Here is a 16,646-nt window from a genome sequence, read left to right on the forward strand (position 1 = left end):
ACGCCCGGCAAGTGGTGGCCCGGGCGGCGGGTCGTCGTACGGCGGACACGCGGTGAGCGGCGCCCCGCGTGGCATGCCGCGGGCCTCGCGGTGACGGGGAGTCAGCCGACGGAGGCGGCGGGCCGGGAGGACGGGGGCTCAGATGCTCCGCCCGGCCGGGCCGCCCGCTGCCAGGCGGAATCGCGCAGCAGGCGGAGGCCGTTGAGGCCGACGACGACGGTGGAGCCCTCGTGTCCCAGGACGCCGAGCGGGAGCGGCAGATGACCGACCAGGTCCCAGACGACCAGGACGGAGATGAACACACCGGCGATGGCCAGGTTCTGCACGACCAGCCGACGGGCTGCCCGGGACAGGGCGACCACCGCGGGCACCGTGGCCAGCTCGTCGCGGATGACGACGGCGTCCGCGGTCTCCAGCGCGAGGTCGGAGCCCGCCCGCCCCATCGCGATCCCGATGTGCGCGGCGGCCAGGGCGGGCGCGTCGTTGACGCCGTCGCCCAGGACCAGCACCTTGTGTCCGGCCTGCTCCTGCTCCCTCACGGCGTCGGCCTTGTCCTGAGGGAGGAGCCCCGCGCGGACGTCGGTGATGCCCGCCTCGGCCGCCAGCCGGTCTGCGGCGCGCGGGTTGTCGCCGGTCAGCAGCATCGGCGAGCTGCCGGTCAGGCGGGCCAGCGAGGCGACCGTCCGGGCGGCGTCGTGCCGGATACGGTCGGCGATCCCCAGAACCCCCACCGGCACGCCGTCCCGCAGGACGACCACCGCCGTGCAGCCGCCGTCCTCCAGTTCGCCCACGACGAGAGCGGCAGCGGCGGCAGTGGAGGCCGGGATGCCGGGCAGCAGCCGGGCGGGGGAGCCGACTGTGATCCGGCGGCCGTCGACGGTGGCCACGACTCCGGTGCCGGGCGCCGACGAGAAGTCCTCGGCCTGCGAGAGCGTCAGGCCGCGTGCCTCTGCGGCGTCCACCACGGCGCGGGCCAACGGGTGCTCGCTAGGGTGCTCGGCGGCCGCTGCCGACGCCAGCAGCGAGCCCTCGCTCATCCCGGCGCCGGCCAGGGGACGTACGGCGGTGACCCGCGGGGTGCCTTCCGTGAGGGTGCCGGTCTTGTCCAGCGCCACCGCGTCGGCCTGCCCGAGCCGCTCCATCACGACCGCGGACTTGACGAGGACGCCGTGGCGCCCGGCGTTCGCCATGGCGGACAGCAGCGGCGGCATGGTCGCCAGGACCACCGCGCAGGGGGAGGCCACGATCATGAACGTCATCGCGCGCAGCAGGCTGCCGGTCACGTCGTCGCCGAAACCCAGGGGTACGAGGAAGACGGCCAGGGTGGCGGCCACCATCCCCAGCGAGTAGCGCTGTTCGACCTTTTCGATGAACAGCTGGGTGGGTGCCTTGGTCCGGGACGCCTCCTCCGTCATCGCCACGATGCGGGCGATCACGGAGTCGGATGCGTCCCGCTCGACGGCGACCCGCAAGGTGCCCGTGCCGTTCAACGTCCCGGCGAACACCTCGTCCCCAGGCTCTTTGGCCGCCGGCAGTGGTTCGCCGGTGATGGTGGCCTGATCGACCTCGCTCGCCCCGCCGATGACTCTGCCGTCGGCGCCGATCCGCTCCCCGGGCCGGATGTGGATGACGTCGCCGACCGTCAGGTCCTCGGTGGCGACGCTCTCCTCACCGCCCTCGACTACGCGGGTGGCGGTGGCCGGGGCCAAGTCCAGGAGGCCGCGCACCGCGTCCTGGGTGCGGGCGGTGGCCAGTGCCTCCAGTGCACCCGAGGTGGCGAAGATGACGATCAGCAGTGCGCCGTCCATCACCTGCCCGATCGAGGCGGCGCCCAGCGCCGCCACGATCATCAGCAGATCGACGTCCAGGACCTTCTTCCGCAGCTCGCGCAGCCCCGACAGGGCAGGCTCCCATCCGCCGGCGGCGTAGACGAGGGCGTACAGAGGGCCCCATGCCCAGCCGGGAGCCCCGGCGAGCTGCAGTGGAAGGGCGAGCAGGAACAGCGCCAGGGCGGCTCCGGCCCAGCGGGCCTCCGACAGGGCGAGGACGCGTGTGCGACGTCGGGGTACGGCGCCCGCACCGGCGTTCGCGGTGCGCGAGGGGCGGGTGATGAGGGCAGCGGGCATGACGGAGAGACCCCTCACGGGCGGCGGGAACGGCTACCTGTCACCGTACAGGAATATATGAACAGTCTTTCATGTGTCATCCGTAGAATGGGCTCCATGGGCCACGGACGCGACGAGCAGAGCAACGCCACCACCCGCGAGCGTCTGGACGCCGTCGGAGCGGCAGGCGTCGCCGAGACCCTCCAGGCCCTGGCCACCCCGTCCCGGTTGCGCATTCTGGCGCGACTCCAGGAGGGGCCCTGCGCGGTCGGTGACCTCGCGGAAGCGGTGGAGATGGAACCGTCCGCCTGCTCCCACCAGTTGCGCCTGCTGCGGAATCTCGGACTGGTCGCCGGTGAGCGGCAGGGGCGCTCGATCGTGTACGCCCTGTACGACCATCATGTCGCCGAACTGCTGGACCAGGCCCTTTACCACGTCGAACATCTGCGGCTCGGACTCCGCGACGCTCCGGGCGAGACCGCCGGGACGGCAGTCCGGGCGTGACATCGCGCCGCGCCAGGGGAATCCCGGCGGGCCCGCGGTGTTGAACAGGGCGTGAGCCCACGCATCGGATCGACCCGTTTCTCCTTCCTCGACCGCTCCCGCACCCGCGAGGGGTACGACGGCCCGCAGGCTCTGCGGGACACCGTCGCGCTCGCCGGCACGGCGGAGGCTCTCGGGTACCACCGCTTCTGGGTGTCCGAACACCACAGTGTGCCCGGGGTGGCCGGGTCGGCGCCGACGGTGCTGGCCGCCGCCGTCGCGAGCGCGACCTCGTCCATCAGGGTGGGCACCGGCGGGGTCATGCTCCCGAATCACCAGCCCTTCGTGGTGGCCGAGCAGTTCGGGGTCCTCGCCTCGCTCTTCCCCGGCCGGATCGACATGGGGCTGGGGCGTTCGGTCGGTTTCACCGACGGGATCCGCAAGGCGCTCGGCCGGGGCAAGGGCGACGCCGACGACTTCGCCGGGCAGCTCGCCGAACTCCTCGGCTGGCTGGACGGCACCCAGCAGGAGTACCCCCAGGTCCACGCCCGCCCCGCCGAAGGGCTGACCGTCCCTCCCTTCGTCCTGGCGACCGGCGGCGGAGCCTCGATCGCCGCGGCGGCCGGTCTGCCGCTCGTCGTCGGGGACCTCCGGAGCCGCGACCGGCTGATACGCGCGGTCGAGGAGTACCGCGCCGCCTTCCGCCCCTCCTCATGGGCCCGTGAGCCCTACGTGATCGTCTCGGGCACCATCGCCGTCGCCGGTTCGGCGCAGGACGCGAGGCGGCTGCTGGTTCCCGAGGCCTGGTCCATGGCGTACGCGCGCACCCATGGCTCCTTCCCGCCGCTCGCCACGGCCGAGCGGATTCAGGCGCTGGACATGACGGACAAGGAGCGCGGGCTGTTCGAGGACGGACTGCGCGGCCATGTCGCGGGCACCGAGGACACCGTCGCGGCGGAACTCGAGCTGGTGCTCGAGGATACGGGCGCCGACGAGGTGCTGGTCACCACGAGTACGTACGACCGCGAGGCGCTCGTGGACTCCATGCGGAGGCTCGCCACGATCGCCGGGCTGTACTGACCCCGGCCGGTTCCGGGCCTCAGGCCGGTTCTGGGCCTCAGGCGCTGCCGGGATGGCCGAAGAGGAGGTCGTAGCCCGGGGGCAGCTGGAGGAGTACGCGCTCCAGCAGTTCCTCGCCCGCGGCGTCGGCGACCACGCTGAGCACGGCGCTCGTGTCCCAGGCCGCGGTCTGCTCGGTCGCGCCCTCGATCCAGGCGGCCGCCGCGCGCACGAACCTCTCCGGACTGAGCGGTTCGGCGGCCTGCAGCGGATTCAGGAGGATCAGCGCGAAGGTCTCCGGGAGTCTGGCCGCCAGCTCGGCGCGCTCCTCGCCCACCACGTGCGCGCCGAGCAGCGCCAGCACCACGCGCGAGGCCCGCTCCGCCTCCAGAGCCGATGGATAGGCGCCCCGTTCCTGGACGGCCTCCAGAAACGCCTGCCATCTCATGTACGTCACGGGTTCCCCCTCGCGGAACACGGGCGGAGAGCGGGGTGGGGGAGGGGAGCCCGTGCCCCGCCCTCCGCGTATTCGTCGCATGTCGCCTCATGTCCGGTACTAACACGTGCGTGTCCGCCCGGCAAGTGCGGGGCACCGCTGCCGCCGGCCGGTGGACCAGCACGCTGCCCTGGGTCGGGCCGAGGGCGCCGCCCGGCCTACTCCATCGGGTAGATGTCGCCGCTCGCCATGCCGCTGGCCTGCTCGCTCTGGGCTTCGAGCCGGTGGGCCTTCTCGTGCAGACGCTTGCGTTCGGCGGGGTCGGTCGCCTTCTCGGCCGCCTCTTCGAGGTCCTTCGCCTTGTCGCGCATCTGCTGTGCGCGGCCCCTCAGGTCTTCCTGCTCGCTCATGATCACTCCCTGGCGCTGTACGGAGCGGACACCTCCACCGAACCAGGCACCAGGGGGTGCGCGCATCTCCGCGGGCCGGCCGGAAGCGCGGAGTGACCGCCCCGGGGGTGACCTCTCCGGCGGGCCCCGCGCTGCTCGACGCTACTCGAAGCGCGTCACGTCGCCCGCACCACGGCGTACGACCTCGACCTCCGCGCCGGAGAAGTCGATGACGGTCGTCGGCTCGGTGCCGCAGTCACCGGAGTCGAGCACGACGTCGACCACGTGATCCAGGCGCTCCTTGATCTCCCAGCCCTGCGTCAGCGGCTCCTCCTCGTCCGGCAGGAGCAGCGTGCTGGACAGCAGCGGCTCGCCGAGTTCGGCCAGCAGCGCCTGTGTCACGGTGTGGTCCGGGATGCGGACACCGACGGTCTTCTTCTTGGGGTGCAGCAGCTGCCGCGGGACTTCCTTGGTGGCGGGGAGGATGAAGGTGTAACTCCCGGGTGTCGCCGCCTTGATCGCGCGGAAGACGTCGTTGTCGACCTGGACGAACTGGCCGAGCTGCGCGAAGTTCTGGCACACCAGGGTGAAGTGGTGGCGGTCGTCGAGGTTCCGGATCGACCGGATGCGGTCGATCCCGTCCCGGCTGCCCAGCTGGCATCCCAACGCGTAGCAGGAATCGGTCGGATAGGCGACGAGGGCGCCGGACCGGATGCTCTCGGCCACGCCGGTGATGGTGCGGCGCTGGGGGTTCTCGGGGTGCACGTCGAAGTACTTGGCCATTCGGCGAGTCTACGGCCTCGGGATCACCGCGTTCCGCTTGCGCGGTGCGAGCCGCCGGGGCTGGCCGGGGGCATGGCTGCGCGTGCGCCCCGCCTGCTCCGGCGCGCCGCGACGTCGTCGTCGCCTCCCTCGTCGCAGCCTCCCACTGCTCCCGCCCCGGTCCGTCGAACTCCGGCGCGAAGTCGGGGTGTTCCTCGCGCCGGCGCGCGAGACGGGCGCACATCTCGTCGGTGCCGCATGCCTGGTCGTCCGTCAGGAGGAGGTGGCGTACGTGCGATCGGCCCGCAGGACCACGGGATCGTCGAGCGCGCAGGCGGCCCTGGCGGCCTTCTCCCGGGCGATGCCGGTGACCTGCTGCGTCAGAGCGGACTCCTCCACGCATGTGCTGCGGACAGAGCGTATCCACCCCTGGGGCGCGGGCGCCGGACGTTCTCACACCTCCACGGCAGGGCCCGCACAGCGCCGCGCCCCCGCAGCCACTCCTTGTGGAGGACTCCGGGGGCGCGGAATTCAGGGCCCGGGTCAGGCCCCGGACGCGTCCAGCATGGCCGTGCGCTCGACGACCTTGATCCGCTCGCGGCCCTCGGCGGCGCCGAGCGCCTGCTCGTGGGCGTCCAGACGGTGCCAGCCCTCCTTGGTGGTGTAGCGGATGTCGCGCTGTTCCAGGTAGTCGACGATCGCGTCGGGCTCGGGCTGCGCGGGGGCGGGGAGCCGCCCGGCGCCGTGGTCCTCCAGCAGGCAGGCCACCGTCTCGTTGGCGTCGCCCTTCGTGTGCCCGATCAGGCCGATCGGACCCCGCTTGATCCACCCGGTGACGTACACGGAGGTCATCGGCTCGTCGCCGCTCAGCACGCGGCCCGCAGCGTGCGGGACCGTGCCGGAGGTGACGTCGAAGGGCAGCTTCGGGAGCTCCTCCGAGTAGTAGCCCACCGCCCGGTAGACGCTCTGCACGTCCCAGTCCGTGAAGCGGCCCGTGCCCTTGACGTTGCCCGTGCCGTCCAGCTCCGTGCGCTCGGTACGCAGGGCGACGACGCGGCCGTCGTCGCCGACGACCTCCACCGGGGACTCGAAGAAGTGGAGGAAGAGCTTGTGGGGGCGGTCGCCGACGTCGCGGATCGCCCAGTTCTCCAGAGTGGAGGCGACCATGTTGGCCTGCTTGTTCTCCCGCCGCGTGGCGATCGAGCCCTCGTCGTAGTCGATGTCCTCGGGGTTGACGATGACCTCGATGTTCGGCGAGTGGTCGAGCTCGCGCAGCTCCATCGGGCTGAACTTCGCCTGGGCCGGCCCACGCCGTCCGAAGACGTGCACCTCCAGGGCCTTGTTGGCCTTGAGCCCGTCGTAGACGTTCGCGGGGATCTCGGTCGGGAGCAGTTCGTCGGCCGTCTTGGCGAGGATGCGCGCGACGTCCAGGGCCACGTTGCCCACGCCGAGCACGGCGACCTTCTCGGCCTCCAGCGGCCATGTGCGCGGAACCTCGGGGTGGCCGTCGTACCAGGCCACGAAGTCGGCGGCGCCGTAGGAACCGTCGAGATCGATCCCGGGTATGTCCAGCGCGCGGTCGGCGTCGGCCCCGGTGGAGAAGATCACCGCGTCGTAGAAGGACCGCAGGTCGTCCAGGCCGATGTCGTTCGGGTAGTCGACGTTGCCGAACAGCCGCAGCTGGGGCTTGTCCAGGACCTGGTGGAGCGCCTTGACGATGCCCTTGATCCGCGGGTGGTCCGGAGCGACGCCGTACCGGATCAGGCCGAAGGGGGCGGGCATGCGCTCGAACAGGTCGATCGATACGCCCGGCTCCTGGGCGGCCTCGGACTTGAGAAGCGCGTCCGCTGCGTAGATTCCGGCGGGACCGGCTCCGACGATGGCGACGCGGACGGGGCGTGTCATGGAGTGTTGTTCCTTAGGGCGGACGACCACGGGCAGAGTACAGCGGGGTAAGGCTTGGCTTACTCCGCTTCCCCCACGGTACGGCCTGCGGCCGGGAGGCCCTGGAGCGGGGCGAGGGGATATATCGGAAATAAATGGACGTAATCGACTAAAGAGGCCCGGTTTCTGTGAGCGGATTCCCGCCCAGGCGTCTCACGGCTGTCCAGGAAGTGAGATGGCGCGTAATGGCGGGTCGTCCGGCAGTGTTCCTGCGAGTTCCCCGTAGTTGTCGGAGCCATGATGAAGAGGACCGCAGCATTCCGACGAGAGGACATGTTTCATGCCGATCGAGGGCGAGTACGAGCCCAGCCCGACGACGTGGGTCCGTGAGCAGGTCGAGCTCATCGAGAGTTCGGGCGGAACGCAGGGGACGACTCTGCGGGGCATGCCCGTCATCCTTCTCACGACACGCGGCGCCAAGAGCGGCAAGATCCGTAAGACCCCGCTCATGAGGGTCGAGCACGACGGGGAGTACGCCGTGGTCGCCTCACTCGGCGGCGCTCCCAAGCATCCGGTCTGGTACTACAACGTGCTGGCCGACCCCCGGGTGGACCTGCGGGACGGCACCCTGCGCCAGGACATGGTCGCCCGCGAGGTCACGGGGGAGGAGAAGGCCCTGTGGTGGGCCCGCGCCGTCGAGGCGTTCCCCGACTACGCCGACTACCAGACCAAGACGGACCGGGAGATCCCGGTCTTCGTCCTCTCCCCGGCCGCGAAGGACTGAACGGGGAGGCGCTGGAGGGGCCCGGCCGGGCGCGCGGTCTTCCCGCGCGCCCGGATGCCGGGTGACGGCGGAGGCCCGAGCGGTGTCCGGATGCCGAGCGAGGGCGGACGGCCTGAGCCGTGCCCGGCCGGCCGTCCGGACCGGGAGACCTTCGAGGTGTCCCGGTTCCCCGGGCGGGCCGGGCCGGCCCCCCTCCCTCCGGCCACTACCAGCGGAGCCCGTCCACCGCCGAGGCGATGCGGTCGCGGTCCCAGGCCCCGTCCGCGACCAGGACGCGGTAACGCCGGGTCAGGGTCGCACCCGGATCCAGCACGAGTTCCTCGTGGAAGGCGAACGACGGGGCGACGGCCGCGAACGGGGTGTTGCGCACGAACCAGTGCGCCGGGTGCTCCCCGCCCGTCCCGGTGTGGTCGTTCTCGGGGGAGTGCGCGAAGACGAGAGTCGCGTGGCCGTCGACATCGTCGTGTTCCCCGCTGTACGCGAGCCACGGGGCCTGCCGCCCCATCATCTCCGGTCCCTCGGCGTCCGGCGCGATGATACGGCCGTCCCTGAAGGCGCGCGGCCCCCGCCAGAACAGGCCGGTGTAGCCCGCGTTCGGGCGGCCGTGTGTCGTGGGGCTGCCGAAGCGCAGAGGCTCGTCGCGCCGGTTGGTGATCGCCGAGGACCAGGTCAGCGCCCAGCTCCCGGTCAGCGGGTCGACGTCATGGACCTGGACGCGGCGCTTCTCTTCCGCCCAGAGTCCGCCGTCGTGCGGATGCCAGGTCAGCCGCTCGGTGAAGCGCACGGCGTCGTCGGTCACCGACACCTCGTCGAAGCCGATGTGCGCCATGGAACCCACGCGCTCCGGCAGGGCGAGATAGCCCTCGCCGTGCACGTAGCTGTTGCCGCCCCACAGATTCGCGCCGGACAGGTGTGAGGCGGTCATCTGCAGGCCCTTGTGCCAGCGGTGATCGTTCGGGCGGTAGCCCGTCACGATCCGCCCGGACAGGGTGCGCAGGGGGTGGATGTAGGGCTTCGGCGCCTCCCACGCGTCCTCGGCGCCGTAGACGTAGCGGAGCAGTTCCACACCGCTGTCCGCCACGGTCACCACCAGGTGGTCGCCCTGCCGGTGGTCGATCTCCAGGGCCTTCGTCATGCCGTCACCTCAGCCCGCTGCTCCTGACGCTCCGGCGCCCACCCGGGGGCATCGCCGTGGAGCGCGCCGTAGTACGGATCGCCGGGGCCTGTCTCGCCGGCCCGTACGGTGGCCCCGGTGAAGGCCGCCTTGTAGAGAGCCGTGACCAGTTCGAGGCTCTTGCGGCCGTCGGCACCGCTGCTGCGTGGCCTGCGGCCTGTGCGCATGTCCTCCAGCAGCCCTGTCAGCTGTGCCTGGTGCGAGCTGGGTACGTCGGCTCCGAAGTCCCGCCAGGCATCGGCCTCTTCGGCGGGCACCCCGGGGGCCGGAGTGATCCGCCAGTCGGCGTTCCGGTGCCCGTACAGGTGGGTGAGTTCCACGGTCGCGTGCTCGCAGTCGATGCGGATCCGGCTCACTTCGTCCGGGCTGAGCACACTGTTCACGACCGTGGCCATCGCGCCGTTCTCGAAGCGGATGAGCGCGGTGGAGACGTCCTCGGTCTCCACGTCGTGCACCAGCCGCCCGGCCATCGCCCGGATCTCCGACCACGGGCCCAGCAGATCCAGCAGCAGGTCCATCTGGTGGATGCCGTGTCCCATGGAGGGCCCGCCCCCCTCACTGCTCCAAGTGCCCCGCCAGGGAGCGGAGTAATACGCCTCGTCCCGGTACCAGGTGGTCTGGCAGTGGGCCACCAGCGGCCGGCCCATGGCCTGCCGGGCGAGAAGTTCCCGGACGTGCCCGGCGCCCGAGCCGAAGCGGTGCTGGAAGACGATCGCCGCGTACGGGCCCTCGCCCTCGGGACCCTCCTCCGCCTCGATCGCGTCGAAGTCCTCCAGCGACGGGCAGGGCGGCTTCTCGCACCACACCCACGCCCCGGCGCGCAGGGCGGCGACGGTCTGGTCCCGGTGGAACCGGGGCGGGGTGGCGAGAGTGACCAGGTCCGGGTGCTGCTCGGCGAGCATGCGGTCGAGGTCGGTGTACGGGTGCGCGATTCCCGACTCGGCGCAGAACGTCCCGACCGAGTCCGGGTCGACGTCGACCGCGGCGACGATCTCCAGCGGCTGTTCGGCGGCGAGCGCGGTCAGCGCGGGCAGATGACTCACCCGCGCGATCGCGCCCGTGCCGACGATCGCGACCCGCAGCGGGTCCCGGTGCGAAGGATGGCTGGCCGTGACAAACACCCCTTGATGCGAAAATATGCACACCCGCCGGACAGCAAGCGCTTTCTCTCCCGGAAACCTAGGCTCCGTCCACGAGGCGGGTCAAGGGGTTCCCGCCGCCGTGCGTCCGTCAGGCCTTCAGCAGTCGCGGCAGTCTGGCCAGCTGAGCCGCCTGCTGGAACGGGCCGCCTCCCTCGTGGTCGTTGAAGTCGTACACCTCGATCTCCTTGTCGGCGTGCGCGTAGGCGTTGAACGCGGCGAACACCGTCGAGGGCGGGCAGGTGAGGTCCTCCAGGGCCACGGAGAACAGCGCGGGGGCCCGGCAGCGTGCGGCGAAGTGGACCCCGTCGAAGTAGGAGAGGGTCCTCTCGACCTGCTCGGCCCGGCCGCGGTGTGTCTTCAGGTAGTCCCCGACCTCCCGGTACGGCTTCCGGTCGGTCATGCGGGTCGCGCGGGGGAAGTCGCAGAGGAACGGCACGTCCGGTGCCACGGCCACCAGGTCGGGCACCAGCCCGCCCGCCGCGAGGGCGAGGCCGCCGCCCTGGCTCGCGCCGATCACCGCGGTGCGGGAGGCGTCGGCGAGAGGGTGTGAACGGGCCGCCTCCACCGCGCGTACCGCGTCCGTGATGACCCTGCGGTAGTAGTACGTCTCCGGGGCCCCGATGCCCTGGGTCATGAAGCCGGCGAGCGACGGCGCTGACCCGACGGGGTCAGCGGTGTCGCCCGGCGCCCAGCCGCTGCCCTGGCCGCGGGTGTCCATCACGAAGTGGGCCATGCCTGCCGAGGCCCAGAGCAGATGTGCGTGCGGCAGGTTCCGCCCGCCCCCGTACCCGATGAACTCCACGACCACGGGCAGTGGTTCGGTCGTTCCCGCCGGTATGACGAACCAGCCCTTGACAGGATGTCCGCCGAAGCCCGCGAACGTCACGTCGTACACCTCCACGGTGGCGAGACCGGTGTCGGCGCACCGCTCGAAACGGGCGTCCAGATCGTGCGTTCCGGCTTCCGCGAGCGTGTCCGACCAGAAGGCGTCGAAGTCGTCGGGCTCCACCGACCGGCTGCGATAGGTGCGCAGTTCTTCGAGAGGGAGATCGAACAGGGCCATGAGGGGACCGCCTTCAGCCGGAAGAGTGATGAATGGTCACACCGTACGACGGTCGGCCCGAAGGTCAAGATGCTGTCCGCGAGGGGAAAACGCTTTGCCTGCCGTTCTCCTGCCTGCGACGCTTCCGGCATGTCCGATACCGACACCCGCCGGTCGCGCCAGGTGACCGCCCTGTTCTCGCACGGGCGCCTGACGGCGATCCCCCGGAAGCCCGCCCGGCGTGAGCAGTTGCTCGAGCACCTCGCGCACACGCTCTTCGAGCGCGGCCGGGTCTACACCGAGCGTGAGGTCAACGACGCGCTGCTCACGGTCCACGAGGACTGCTCGGCCCTGCGGCGCCATCTGGTGGTCGCAGGTCTGCTGGAACGGCCTCGGGACGGCAGCAGTTACCGGCGGGCGAGCGGGGGCAGGGAAGCTCCGGCGGTGTCCCTCCAGGAGTCTTCCCCGGGGGCGTGAGAAAGGCCGCCGACCGGCACGGTGTGCCTGCCGGCGGCCGGGAAGCCGCCGTTCCGCCCGGGAGTGCCTGCCGACGGCCGGGAACCGGGACCTGCCGGTCCGCACGGGTGTGCGGGCCGGCGGCGGTCGTGCTGCCGTGGCGGGTGGCTCAGTTCAGGGTGTCGGGGTCCGGGCCGGTGCGCATTCCCCGGTCCAGGCCGGCGATCGCGTCCATGTCGGCCTGCGAGAGTTCGAAGTCGAAGAGCTCGATGTTCTGCCTGATGCGGGCGGGCGTGACCGACTTGGGGATGACGACGTTGCCGAGCTGGAGGTGCCAGCGCAGAACGATCTGGGCCGGCGTCTTCCCGTGGCGCTCGGCGAGTTCGGTCAGCACCTCCTCGCCCAGCATCGCCCCCTGTGCGAGAGGGCTCCACGCCTCGGTGACGATGCCGCTCTCGGCGTGCACGGCGCGCAGCTCGCTCTGCTGGAGCCCGGGGTGCAGCTCGATCTGGTTGACGGCCGGTACGAGGGAGCTCTCCTCCCGCAGTCGGCGCAGGTGGGCGGGCTGGAAATTGGACACACCCGCGGCCCGGATCCGGCCGTCCGCCAGCAGCTTCTCCAGGGCGCGCCAGGTGTCGGTGTAGAGGTCACGCTCGGGCGTGGGCCAGTGGATGAGGTAGAGGTCCACGTGGTCGAGGCCGAGCCTGGCCAGACTGGCGTCGAAGGCCGCGAGGGTGGAGTCGTAACCCTGGTCGGCGTTCCAGAGCTTCGTCGTGATGAACAGCTCCTCGCGAGGGAGGCCGGATTCGGCCAGCGCGCGGCCCACGCCGGTCTCGTTTCCGTACACGGCAGCCGTGTCGATCGAGCGGTAGCCCGCCTCCAGGGCGCTGGAGACCGCGGCGGCCGTCTCGTCGTCGGGGATCTGGAAGACGCCGAAGCCGAGCTGGGGAATCGTGACGCCGTTGTTGAGCGCGACGGTGGGGACCGTGGACATGGTGGGACCTCTCGTGAGTGCGGTGCCGAACCGATCTGCGTGCGACGGTTACTGGCGTAAACAATAATTGCATACGCGGGTTAGTTGCAAACGCTGCTAAAGGCCGTGGTGGTGATTACGGCGGACGGGTCCGCACGGGCCGAGCCCGGAGCGGTCCTGGTGATGTGCTGAACTGTCCGGGAATCACCGATACAGGAGCCCTTCTTGAACAGCTATCGCCAGCCCGGAGTCGTCCTCACCGACCGCCGCTTCACGGTCCCGCTCGATCACAGCGAGCCGGACGGCGAGACGATCGAGATCTTCGGCCGCGAGGCCGTGGCGACCGCGAAGGCGGGCGGCGACCTGCCCTGGCTGGTCTACCTGGAGGGCGGCCCCGGCTTCGGTGCCCGCCGCTTCAACGGCACGGAGGCCTGGCTGGGCCGCGCGGTGCGGGAATTCCGTGTGCTGCTCCTGGACCAGCGTGGCACAGGCCTGTCCACCCCGGCCAACCGGCAGACCCTGCCCCTGCGCGGAGGCCCGCGTGAGCAGGCCGGCTATCTCGCCCGTTTCCGCGCCGACAGCATCGTGCGGGACTGTGAACTCATCCGGCCCCAGCTCACCGGGGGTGCGCCGTGGACCGTCCTCGGGCAGTCCTTCGGCGGGTTCTGCGCCGTCCACTACCTCTCCGCGGCTCCCGAGGGTCTCGCGAGCGTCCTGATCACCGGCGGTCTGCCCTCGCTGGACGCGCATGCCGACGACGTGTACCGGGCGGCGTACCCGCGCGTCGAGCGCAAGGTCGCGGCTCACTACGCGCGCTATCCGCAGGACGTGGAGCGTGCCAGGGCCATCGCCGCGTATCTCGCCGAGCATCGTCCCGAGAGCGGCGGCCACCTGCTGACTCCCGAGGGCTTCCAGTCGCTCGGCATCATGCTGGGCACCGGCAACGGCAGCCACCAGCTGCACTATCTTCTCGAGAACGCCTTCGTCGAGGGCGTGGGCGGGCCGGAACTCTCCGACGCCTTCCAGGAGGCCGTGCGCGGCGCGACCTCGTTCGCCGCGCACCCGCTGTACGCCCTGATGCACGAGGCGATCTACGGTCAGGGCGCGCGTCCCACCGGCTGGGCCGCCGAGCGCGTCCGGGTCGAGTTCCCGCAGTTCGAAGCGGCCCGTGCGCTGGAGGGCGACAGCCCCCTGCTCTTCACGGGCGAGAGCATCCACCCGTGGCACTTCGACGTCGATCCCGCGCTGCGCCCGCTCCGTGAGACGGCCGAGCTGCTCGCCGCCCGCACCGACTGGCCGGTCCTGTACGACACGGAGAGGCTCGCGGCGAACGAGGTCCCGGTGGCCGCCGCCGTCTACCACGACGACATGTACGTGGACACCGGCCACGCGCTGCGTACGGCCTCCTCGATCAAGGGCCTGCGGACGTGGGTGACCAGCGAGTACGAGCACGACGGCGTACGGGCGGGCGGCCCATACGTGCTGGACCGGCTGCTCGCTCTCGTACGCGGCGAGAGCGAGCGGTAGTCCCGGGAACCGGGCCCGGCGGGCGGTGTCCGGGAGCGGGTCCCGCCGGGCGCTCACGCCTCCGGCGGGGCCCCCGGGCGGTCGGGCCGGGTGGGAATCCAGCAGAGATTCGGCCTCGGGCGGGGAATCCGTCCTGTGCCCGGTCCCGGACCCAGGGCCGCGTGCTCAGCCCTGGAGGGCGTCCAGGGTGGCGTCGAGCCCTGCCCCGGGCTGCGGGGCGCGGTTGTAGGGAAGCTTCGACAGGACGGCCGCCATGCCGCACGTGTTGGTCACCGCGGAGTAGACGAGGCCGGTGCCGATCCCGGCTGACAGCCAGCGCGCGGCCGGGAAACGCCGGCCCGCCAGCAGGCCCGCGACCACCAGGGAACCGGCGGCGAGCCGCACCTGGCGTTCCATCGGCCAGATGGCGCGCGCGCCGTTGGGGCGGTCCAGGCCGCGCCCGTCGCCCTCCCATGCCGAGGTGCCTCCGGTCAGGGTCGCGGCCTCGATGTCGGCGTCGGCCAGGATCTCGCACGCCCGTGTCGAGCGGACGCCGGAGGCGCACACCACCAGCAGTGAACCGCGCGCGGAAACCGACTTCAGGGCGGGCACGGCCTCGCCGAGCCGGTCGAGCGGAATGTTCAGGGCGCCGGGCACATGCCCGGACGCGTACTCGCCGGGAGCCCGCACGTCGATGACGGTGAACTCCTCCAGACGGGCTGCCGCCTGGGCGGGAGAGAGGGAGGCGGGGCTGATCACGAGCGGGTTTCCTTTCGGTCGCCTGGGGGGGAGCGGCCCGGGGGTGTGCGTACCGGGCTGCCCCGGACGGACATGATACCCCCAGGGGTATTGCGCTCCGGTGTGACGCGGCGCGCCGCACGCGGACTCCGACCGGAGCAACTCCTCCCTCCCTGCCCCGAACCGCTTCCGGAATGCACGGATCCGGCACCCTCGCGCGCATAGCCTGCCGGGTATGACACAGCAGCTGGAACCCATGCCCGCCGACTGGCAGCGGGCGCTGGCGGTGGTCGCCCACCCCGACGATCTGGAATACGGCTGCGCCGCCGCCGTCGCCGGCTGGACCGACGCCGGCCGTGAGGTCGCCTATCTCCTCGCCAGCCGGGGCGAGGCGGGGATCGACACCGTCGCTCCGGAGGAGTGCGCCCCGCTGCGGGAGCGCGAGCAGCGGGCGAGCGCCGGCGAGGTGGGTGTCTCGGCCGTCGAGTTCCTCGACCACAAGGACGGCGTGATCGAGTACGGCACGGCGCTGCGCCGGGACATCACCGCTGCGCTCCGCCGGTACCGGCCCGAGCTGGTGATCACCCTCAACCACCGCGACACGTGGGGAGGGGTGGCGTGGAACACCCCCGACCACCGTGCCGTCGGCCGGGCCGTCCTGGATGCCGCGGGCGACGCGGGCAACCGCTGGATCTTCCCGGAGCTGGGAGAGCAGGGCCTCGAACCGTGGGACGGGGTGCGCTGGGTCGCCGTGGCGGGCACCGACCGGCCCACCCACGCGGTCGACGCGACGCCGGGGTTCGAGCGTGCGGTCCGGTCGCTGCTGGCCCATCGCACCTACATCGAGGTACTGACCGACGAGGACCCGGAAGCCTACTGCCGTGCGTTTCTGACCGGCACCACCGGGGCGGCGGCCGAACGCTTCGGTGACCGCCCGGCGGTCACCTTCGAGGTCTTTTCCCGCTGAGCCGTCCCGGCGCTCCCGGCGTCGGTCCGGGAGCCCGCCGGGGTACCTGATTGACAAACGACCTTGCCGATTCTGCAATGGAGGGCATGAAGGAACAGAACCAGGACGACCCGGAGCTCGACGCCGTACTCACCGGGGTCGGCCCGCGGCTGCGCCGTCTGCGCAAGGACCGGGGCGTGACGCTCGCCGCGCTGTCCGAGGCGACCGGTATCTCCGTCTCCACCCTCTCCCGTCTCGAATCGGGAGGGCGGCGCCCCAGCCTGGAACTGCTGCTCCCGATCGCCCGGGCGCACGAGGTGCCGCTCGACGATCTCGTCGGCGCCCCGCCGGTCGGCGATCCGCGCGTCAGGGCGAAGCCGATCGTCCAGGGGACGAAGACCTCCCTGCCCCTCACCGCCCGGCCGGGCGGTCTCCAGGCGTACAAGGTCATCCAGAAGGCCCCCTGTACGGAGGTGCCCGAGCAGCGCACCCACGAGGGGTACGAGTGGCTGTACGTACTCAACGGGCGGCTGCGCCTCAAGCTAGCCGACCACGACCTGGTGCTGGCCCCCGGTGAGGCCGCCGAGTTCGACACCCGGCTGCCGCACTGGTTCGGCCCTGCGGGCGACGAGCCGGTCGAGTTCCTCAGCCTGTTCGGGCCGCAGGGGGAGCGCATGCACGTGAGGGCCAGGCCGAAACGGTCGTGACCGGTCGCGGACCGACAGGCGCGAGGTGTTCCCAGACAGGCAAGCGACCGCTTAGTATGC

18 protein-coding genes are annotated in these 16,646 nt (G+C 71.6%); 7 read left to right on the top strand and 11 right to left on the bottom strand.

The features are described 5' to 3' along the window. Positions 1-101: 101 nt before the first annotated feature. Complete coding sequence (locus ABZY45_RS18275) at positions 102-2,126, bottom strand: heavy metal translocating P-type ATPase (protein WP_356741120.1); 2,025 nt, start codon at positions 2,124-2,126, stop codon at positions 102-104. 96 nt (positions 2,127-2,222) lie between these two features. On the opposite strand from ABZY45_RS18275, the gene ABZY45_RS18280 reads away from it, so the two are divergent. Both ABZY45_RS18280 and ABZY45_RS18285 read left to right on the top strand, forming a co-directional pair. Next, positions 2,223-2,609, top strand: coding sequence for a metalloregulator ArsR/SmtB family transcription factor (locus ABZY45_RS18280; RefSeq protein WP_356741122.1), 387 nt, complete (start codon positions 2,223-2,225; stop codon positions 2,607-2,609). Positions 2,610-2,660: 51 nt separating this feature from the next. Continuing rightward, entirely contained in the window at positions 2,661-3,668 is a 1,008-nt protein-coding gene (locus ABZY45_RS18285) for an MsnO8 family LLM class oxidoreductase (protein WP_356741124.1), read from the top strand. 37 nt (positions 3,669-3,705) lie between these two features. Here ABZY45_RS18285 and ABZY45_RS18290 read toward each other — a convergent pair whose 3' ends face one another. The 5 genes from ABZY45_RS18290 to ABZY45_RS18310 form a co-directional block, all read right to left on the bottom strand. Then, complete coding sequence (locus tag ABZY45_RS18290) at positions 3,706-4,095, bottom strand: DUF2267 domain-containing protein (protein WP_356741618.1); 390 nt, start codon at positions 4,093-4,095, stop codon at positions 3,706-3,708. 206 nt (positions 4,096-4,301) lie between these two features. Then, positions 4,302-4,493: a DUF6381 family protein gene (locus tag ABZY45_RS18295; protein ID WP_356741126.1), complete on the bottom strand. Its 192-nt coding sequence runs from the start codon at positions 4,491-4,493 to the stop codon at positions 4,302-4,304. A gap of 141 nt (positions 4,494-4,634) precedes the next feature. After that, positions 4,635-5,255, bottom strand: a complete 621-nt coding sequence (locus ABZY45_RS18300) for an L-threonylcarbamoyladenylate synthase (protein ID WP_356741128.1) — start codon at positions 5,253-5,255, stop codon at positions 4,635-4,637. Between the two features lie 252 nt (positions 5,256-5,507). Further along, on the bottom strand, positions 5,508-5,633 hold the full coding sequence (locus ABZY45_RS18305; protein ID WP_356741130.1) for a hypothetical protein: 126 nt from the start codon (positions 5,631-5,633) through the stop codon (positions 5,508-5,510). Positions 5,634-5,777: 144 nt separating this feature from the next. Next, positions 5,778-7,139 (bottom strand): FAD-dependent oxidoreductase, encoded by a 1,362-nt coding sequence (locus ABZY45_RS18310; protein WP_356741132.1) that lies wholly within the window; start codon positions 7,137-7,139, stop codon positions 5,778-5,780. A gap of 319 nt (positions 7,140-7,458) precedes the next feature. Between ABZY45_RS18310 and ABZY45_RS18315 the strand changes: the two genes are divergently transcribed. Further along, on the top strand, positions 7,459-7,902 hold the full coding sequence (locus tag ABZY45_RS18315) for a nitroreductase family deazaflavin-dependent oxidoreductase (RefSeq protein ID WP_356741134.1): 444 nt from the start codon (positions 7,459-7,461) through the stop codon (positions 7,900-7,902). A 205-nt stretch (positions 7,903-8,107) separates the two neighbouring features. On the opposite strand, the gene ABZY45_RS18320 is transcribed toward ABZY45_RS18315, so the two are convergent. The 3 genes from ABZY45_RS18320 to ABZY45_RS18330 form a co-directional block, all read right to left on the bottom strand. Next, entirely contained in the window at positions 8,108-9,037 is a 930-nt protein-coding gene (locus ABZY45_RS18320; protein ID WP_356741136.1) for a PmoA family protein, read from the bottom strand. Further along, positions 9,034-10,197 (bottom strand): Gfo/Idh/MocA family oxidoreductase, encoded by a 1,164-nt coding sequence (locus tag ABZY45_RS18325; protein ID WP_356741138.1) that lies wholly within the window; start codon positions 10,195-10,197, stop codon positions 9,034-9,036. The genes ABZY45_RS18320 and ABZY45_RS18325 overlap by 4 nt, the downstream gene beginning before the upstream one ends. 109 nt (positions 10,198-10,306) lie before the next feature. Further along, positions 10,307-11,281: an acetylxylan esterase gene (locus ABZY45_RS18330; protein ID WP_356741140.1), complete on the bottom strand. Its 975-nt coding sequence runs from the start codon at positions 11,279-11,281 to the stop codon at positions 10,307-10,309. A gap of 129 nt (positions 11,282-11,410) precedes the next feature. Here ABZY45_RS18330 and ABZY45_RS18335 point away from each other — a divergent pair, with 129 nt between their 5' ends. Continuing rightward, positions 11,411-11,737 (top strand): DUF2087 domain-containing protein, encoded by a 327-nt coding sequence (locus ABZY45_RS18335; RefSeq protein ID WP_356741142.1) that lies wholly within the window; start codon positions 11,411-11,413, stop codon positions 11,735-11,737. Between the two features lie 148 nt (positions 11,738-11,885). Here the strand turns inward: ABZY45_RS18335 and ABZY45_RS18340 are convergent, their stop codons facing one another. Then, a complete protein-coding gene (locus tag ABZY45_RS18340; RefSeq protein ID WP_356741144.1) occupies positions 11,886-12,710 on the bottom strand; it encodes an aldo/keto reductase in 825 nt (274 codons plus the stop codon). Between the two features lie 204 nt (positions 12,711-12,914). Between ABZY45_RS18340 and ABZY45_RS18345 the strand changes: the two genes are divergently transcribed. Then, the gene (locus ABZY45_RS18345; RefSeq protein ID WP_356741146.1) at positions 12,915-14,216 is read left to right on the top strand and encodes an alpha/beta fold hydrolase; all 1,302 of its coding nucleotides are present in this window, start codon (positions 12,915-12,917) and stop codon (positions 14,214-14,216) included. A gap of 165 nt (positions 14,217-14,381) precedes the next feature. On the opposite strand, the gene ABZY45_RS18350 is transcribed toward ABZY45_RS18345, so the two are convergent. Continuing rightward, positions 14,382-14,954, bottom strand: a complete 573-nt coding sequence (locus ABZY45_RS18350) for a rhodanese-like domain-containing protein (protein ID WP_356741148.1) — start codon at positions 14,952-14,954, stop codon at positions 14,382-14,384. 214 nt (positions 14,955-15,168) lie between these two features. Here ABZY45_RS18350 and ABZY45_RS18355 point away from each other — a divergent pair, with 214 nt between their 5' ends. Together ABZY45_RS18355 and ABZY45_RS18360 are read left to right on the top strand one after the other, a co-directional pair. Beyond that, on the top strand, positions 15,169-15,900 hold the full coding sequence (locus tag ABZY45_RS18355) for a PIG-L deacetylase family protein (RefSeq protein ID WP_356741150.1): 732 nt from the start codon (positions 15,169-15,171) through the stop codon (positions 15,898-15,900). Between the two features lie 86 nt (positions 15,901-15,986). Then, entirely contained in the window at positions 15,987-16,586 is a 600-nt protein-coding gene (locus ABZY45_RS18360) for an XRE family transcriptional regulator (protein WP_356741152.1), read from the top strand. The last annotated feature ends 60 nt before the right edge of the window (positions 16,587-16,646 follow it).

Source organism: Streptomyces sp. NPDC006516 (assembly GCF_040611875.1).
Classification (GTDB): Bacteria; Actinomycetota; Actinomycetes; order Streptomycetales; family Streptomycetaceae; genus Streptomyces.

Bases quoted from the DNA above. Each gene is read 5' to 3' on its own strand.
- ABZY45_RS18275 (WP_356741120.1), bottom strand. From the start codon at position 2,126: ATGCCCGCTGCCCTCATCACCCGCCCCTCGCGCACCGCGAACGCCGGT.
- ABZY45_RS18280 (WP_356741122.1), top strand. From the start codon at position 2,223: ATGGGCCACGGACGCGACGAGCAGAGCAACGCCACCACCCGCGAGCGT.
- ABZY45_RS18290 (WP_356741618.1), bottom strand. From the start codon at position 4,095: ATGAGATGGCAGGCGTTTCTGGAGGCCGTCCAGGAACGGGGCGCCTAT.
- ABZY45_RS18295 (WP_356741126.1), bottom strand. From the start codon at position 4,493: ATGAGCGAGCAGGAAGACCTGAGGGGCCGCGCACAGCAGATGCGCGAC.
- ABZY45_RS18300 (WP_356741128.1), bottom strand. From the start codon at position 5,255: ATGGCCAAGTACTTCGACGTGCACCCCGAGAACCCCCAGCGCCGCACC.
- ABZY45_RS18310 (WP_356741132.1), bottom strand. From the start codon at position 7,139: ATGACACGCCCCGTCCGCGTCGCCATCGTCGGAGCCGGTCCCGCCGGA.
- ABZY45_RS18315 (WP_356741134.1), top strand. From the start codon at position 7,459: ATGCCGATCGAGGGCGAGTACGAGCCCAGCCCGACGACGTGGGTCCGT.
- ABZY45_RS18320 (WP_356741136.1), bottom strand. From the start codon at position 9,037: ATGACGAAGGCCCTGGAGATCGACCACCGGCAGGGCGACCACCTGGTG.
- ABZY45_RS18330 (WP_356741140.1), bottom strand. From the start codon at position 11,281: ATGGCCCTGTTCGATCTCCCTCTCGAAGAACTGCGCACCTATCGCAGC.
- ABZY45_RS18335 (WP_356741142.1), top strand. From the start codon at position 11,411: ATGTCCGATACCGACACCCGCCGGTCGCGCCAGGTGACCGCCCTGTTC.
- ABZY45_RS18340 (WP_356741144.1), bottom strand. From the start codon at position 12,710: ATGTCCACGGTCCCCACCGTCGCGCTCAACAACGGCGTCACGATTCCC.
- ABZY45_RS18355 (WP_356741150.1), top strand. From the start codon at position 15,169: ATGACACAGCAGCTGGAACCCATGCCCGCCGACTGGCAGCGGGCGCTG.
- ABZY45_RS18360 (WP_356741152.1), top strand. From the start codon at position 15,987: ATGAAGGAACAGAACCAGGACGACCCGGAGCTCGACGCCGTACTCACC.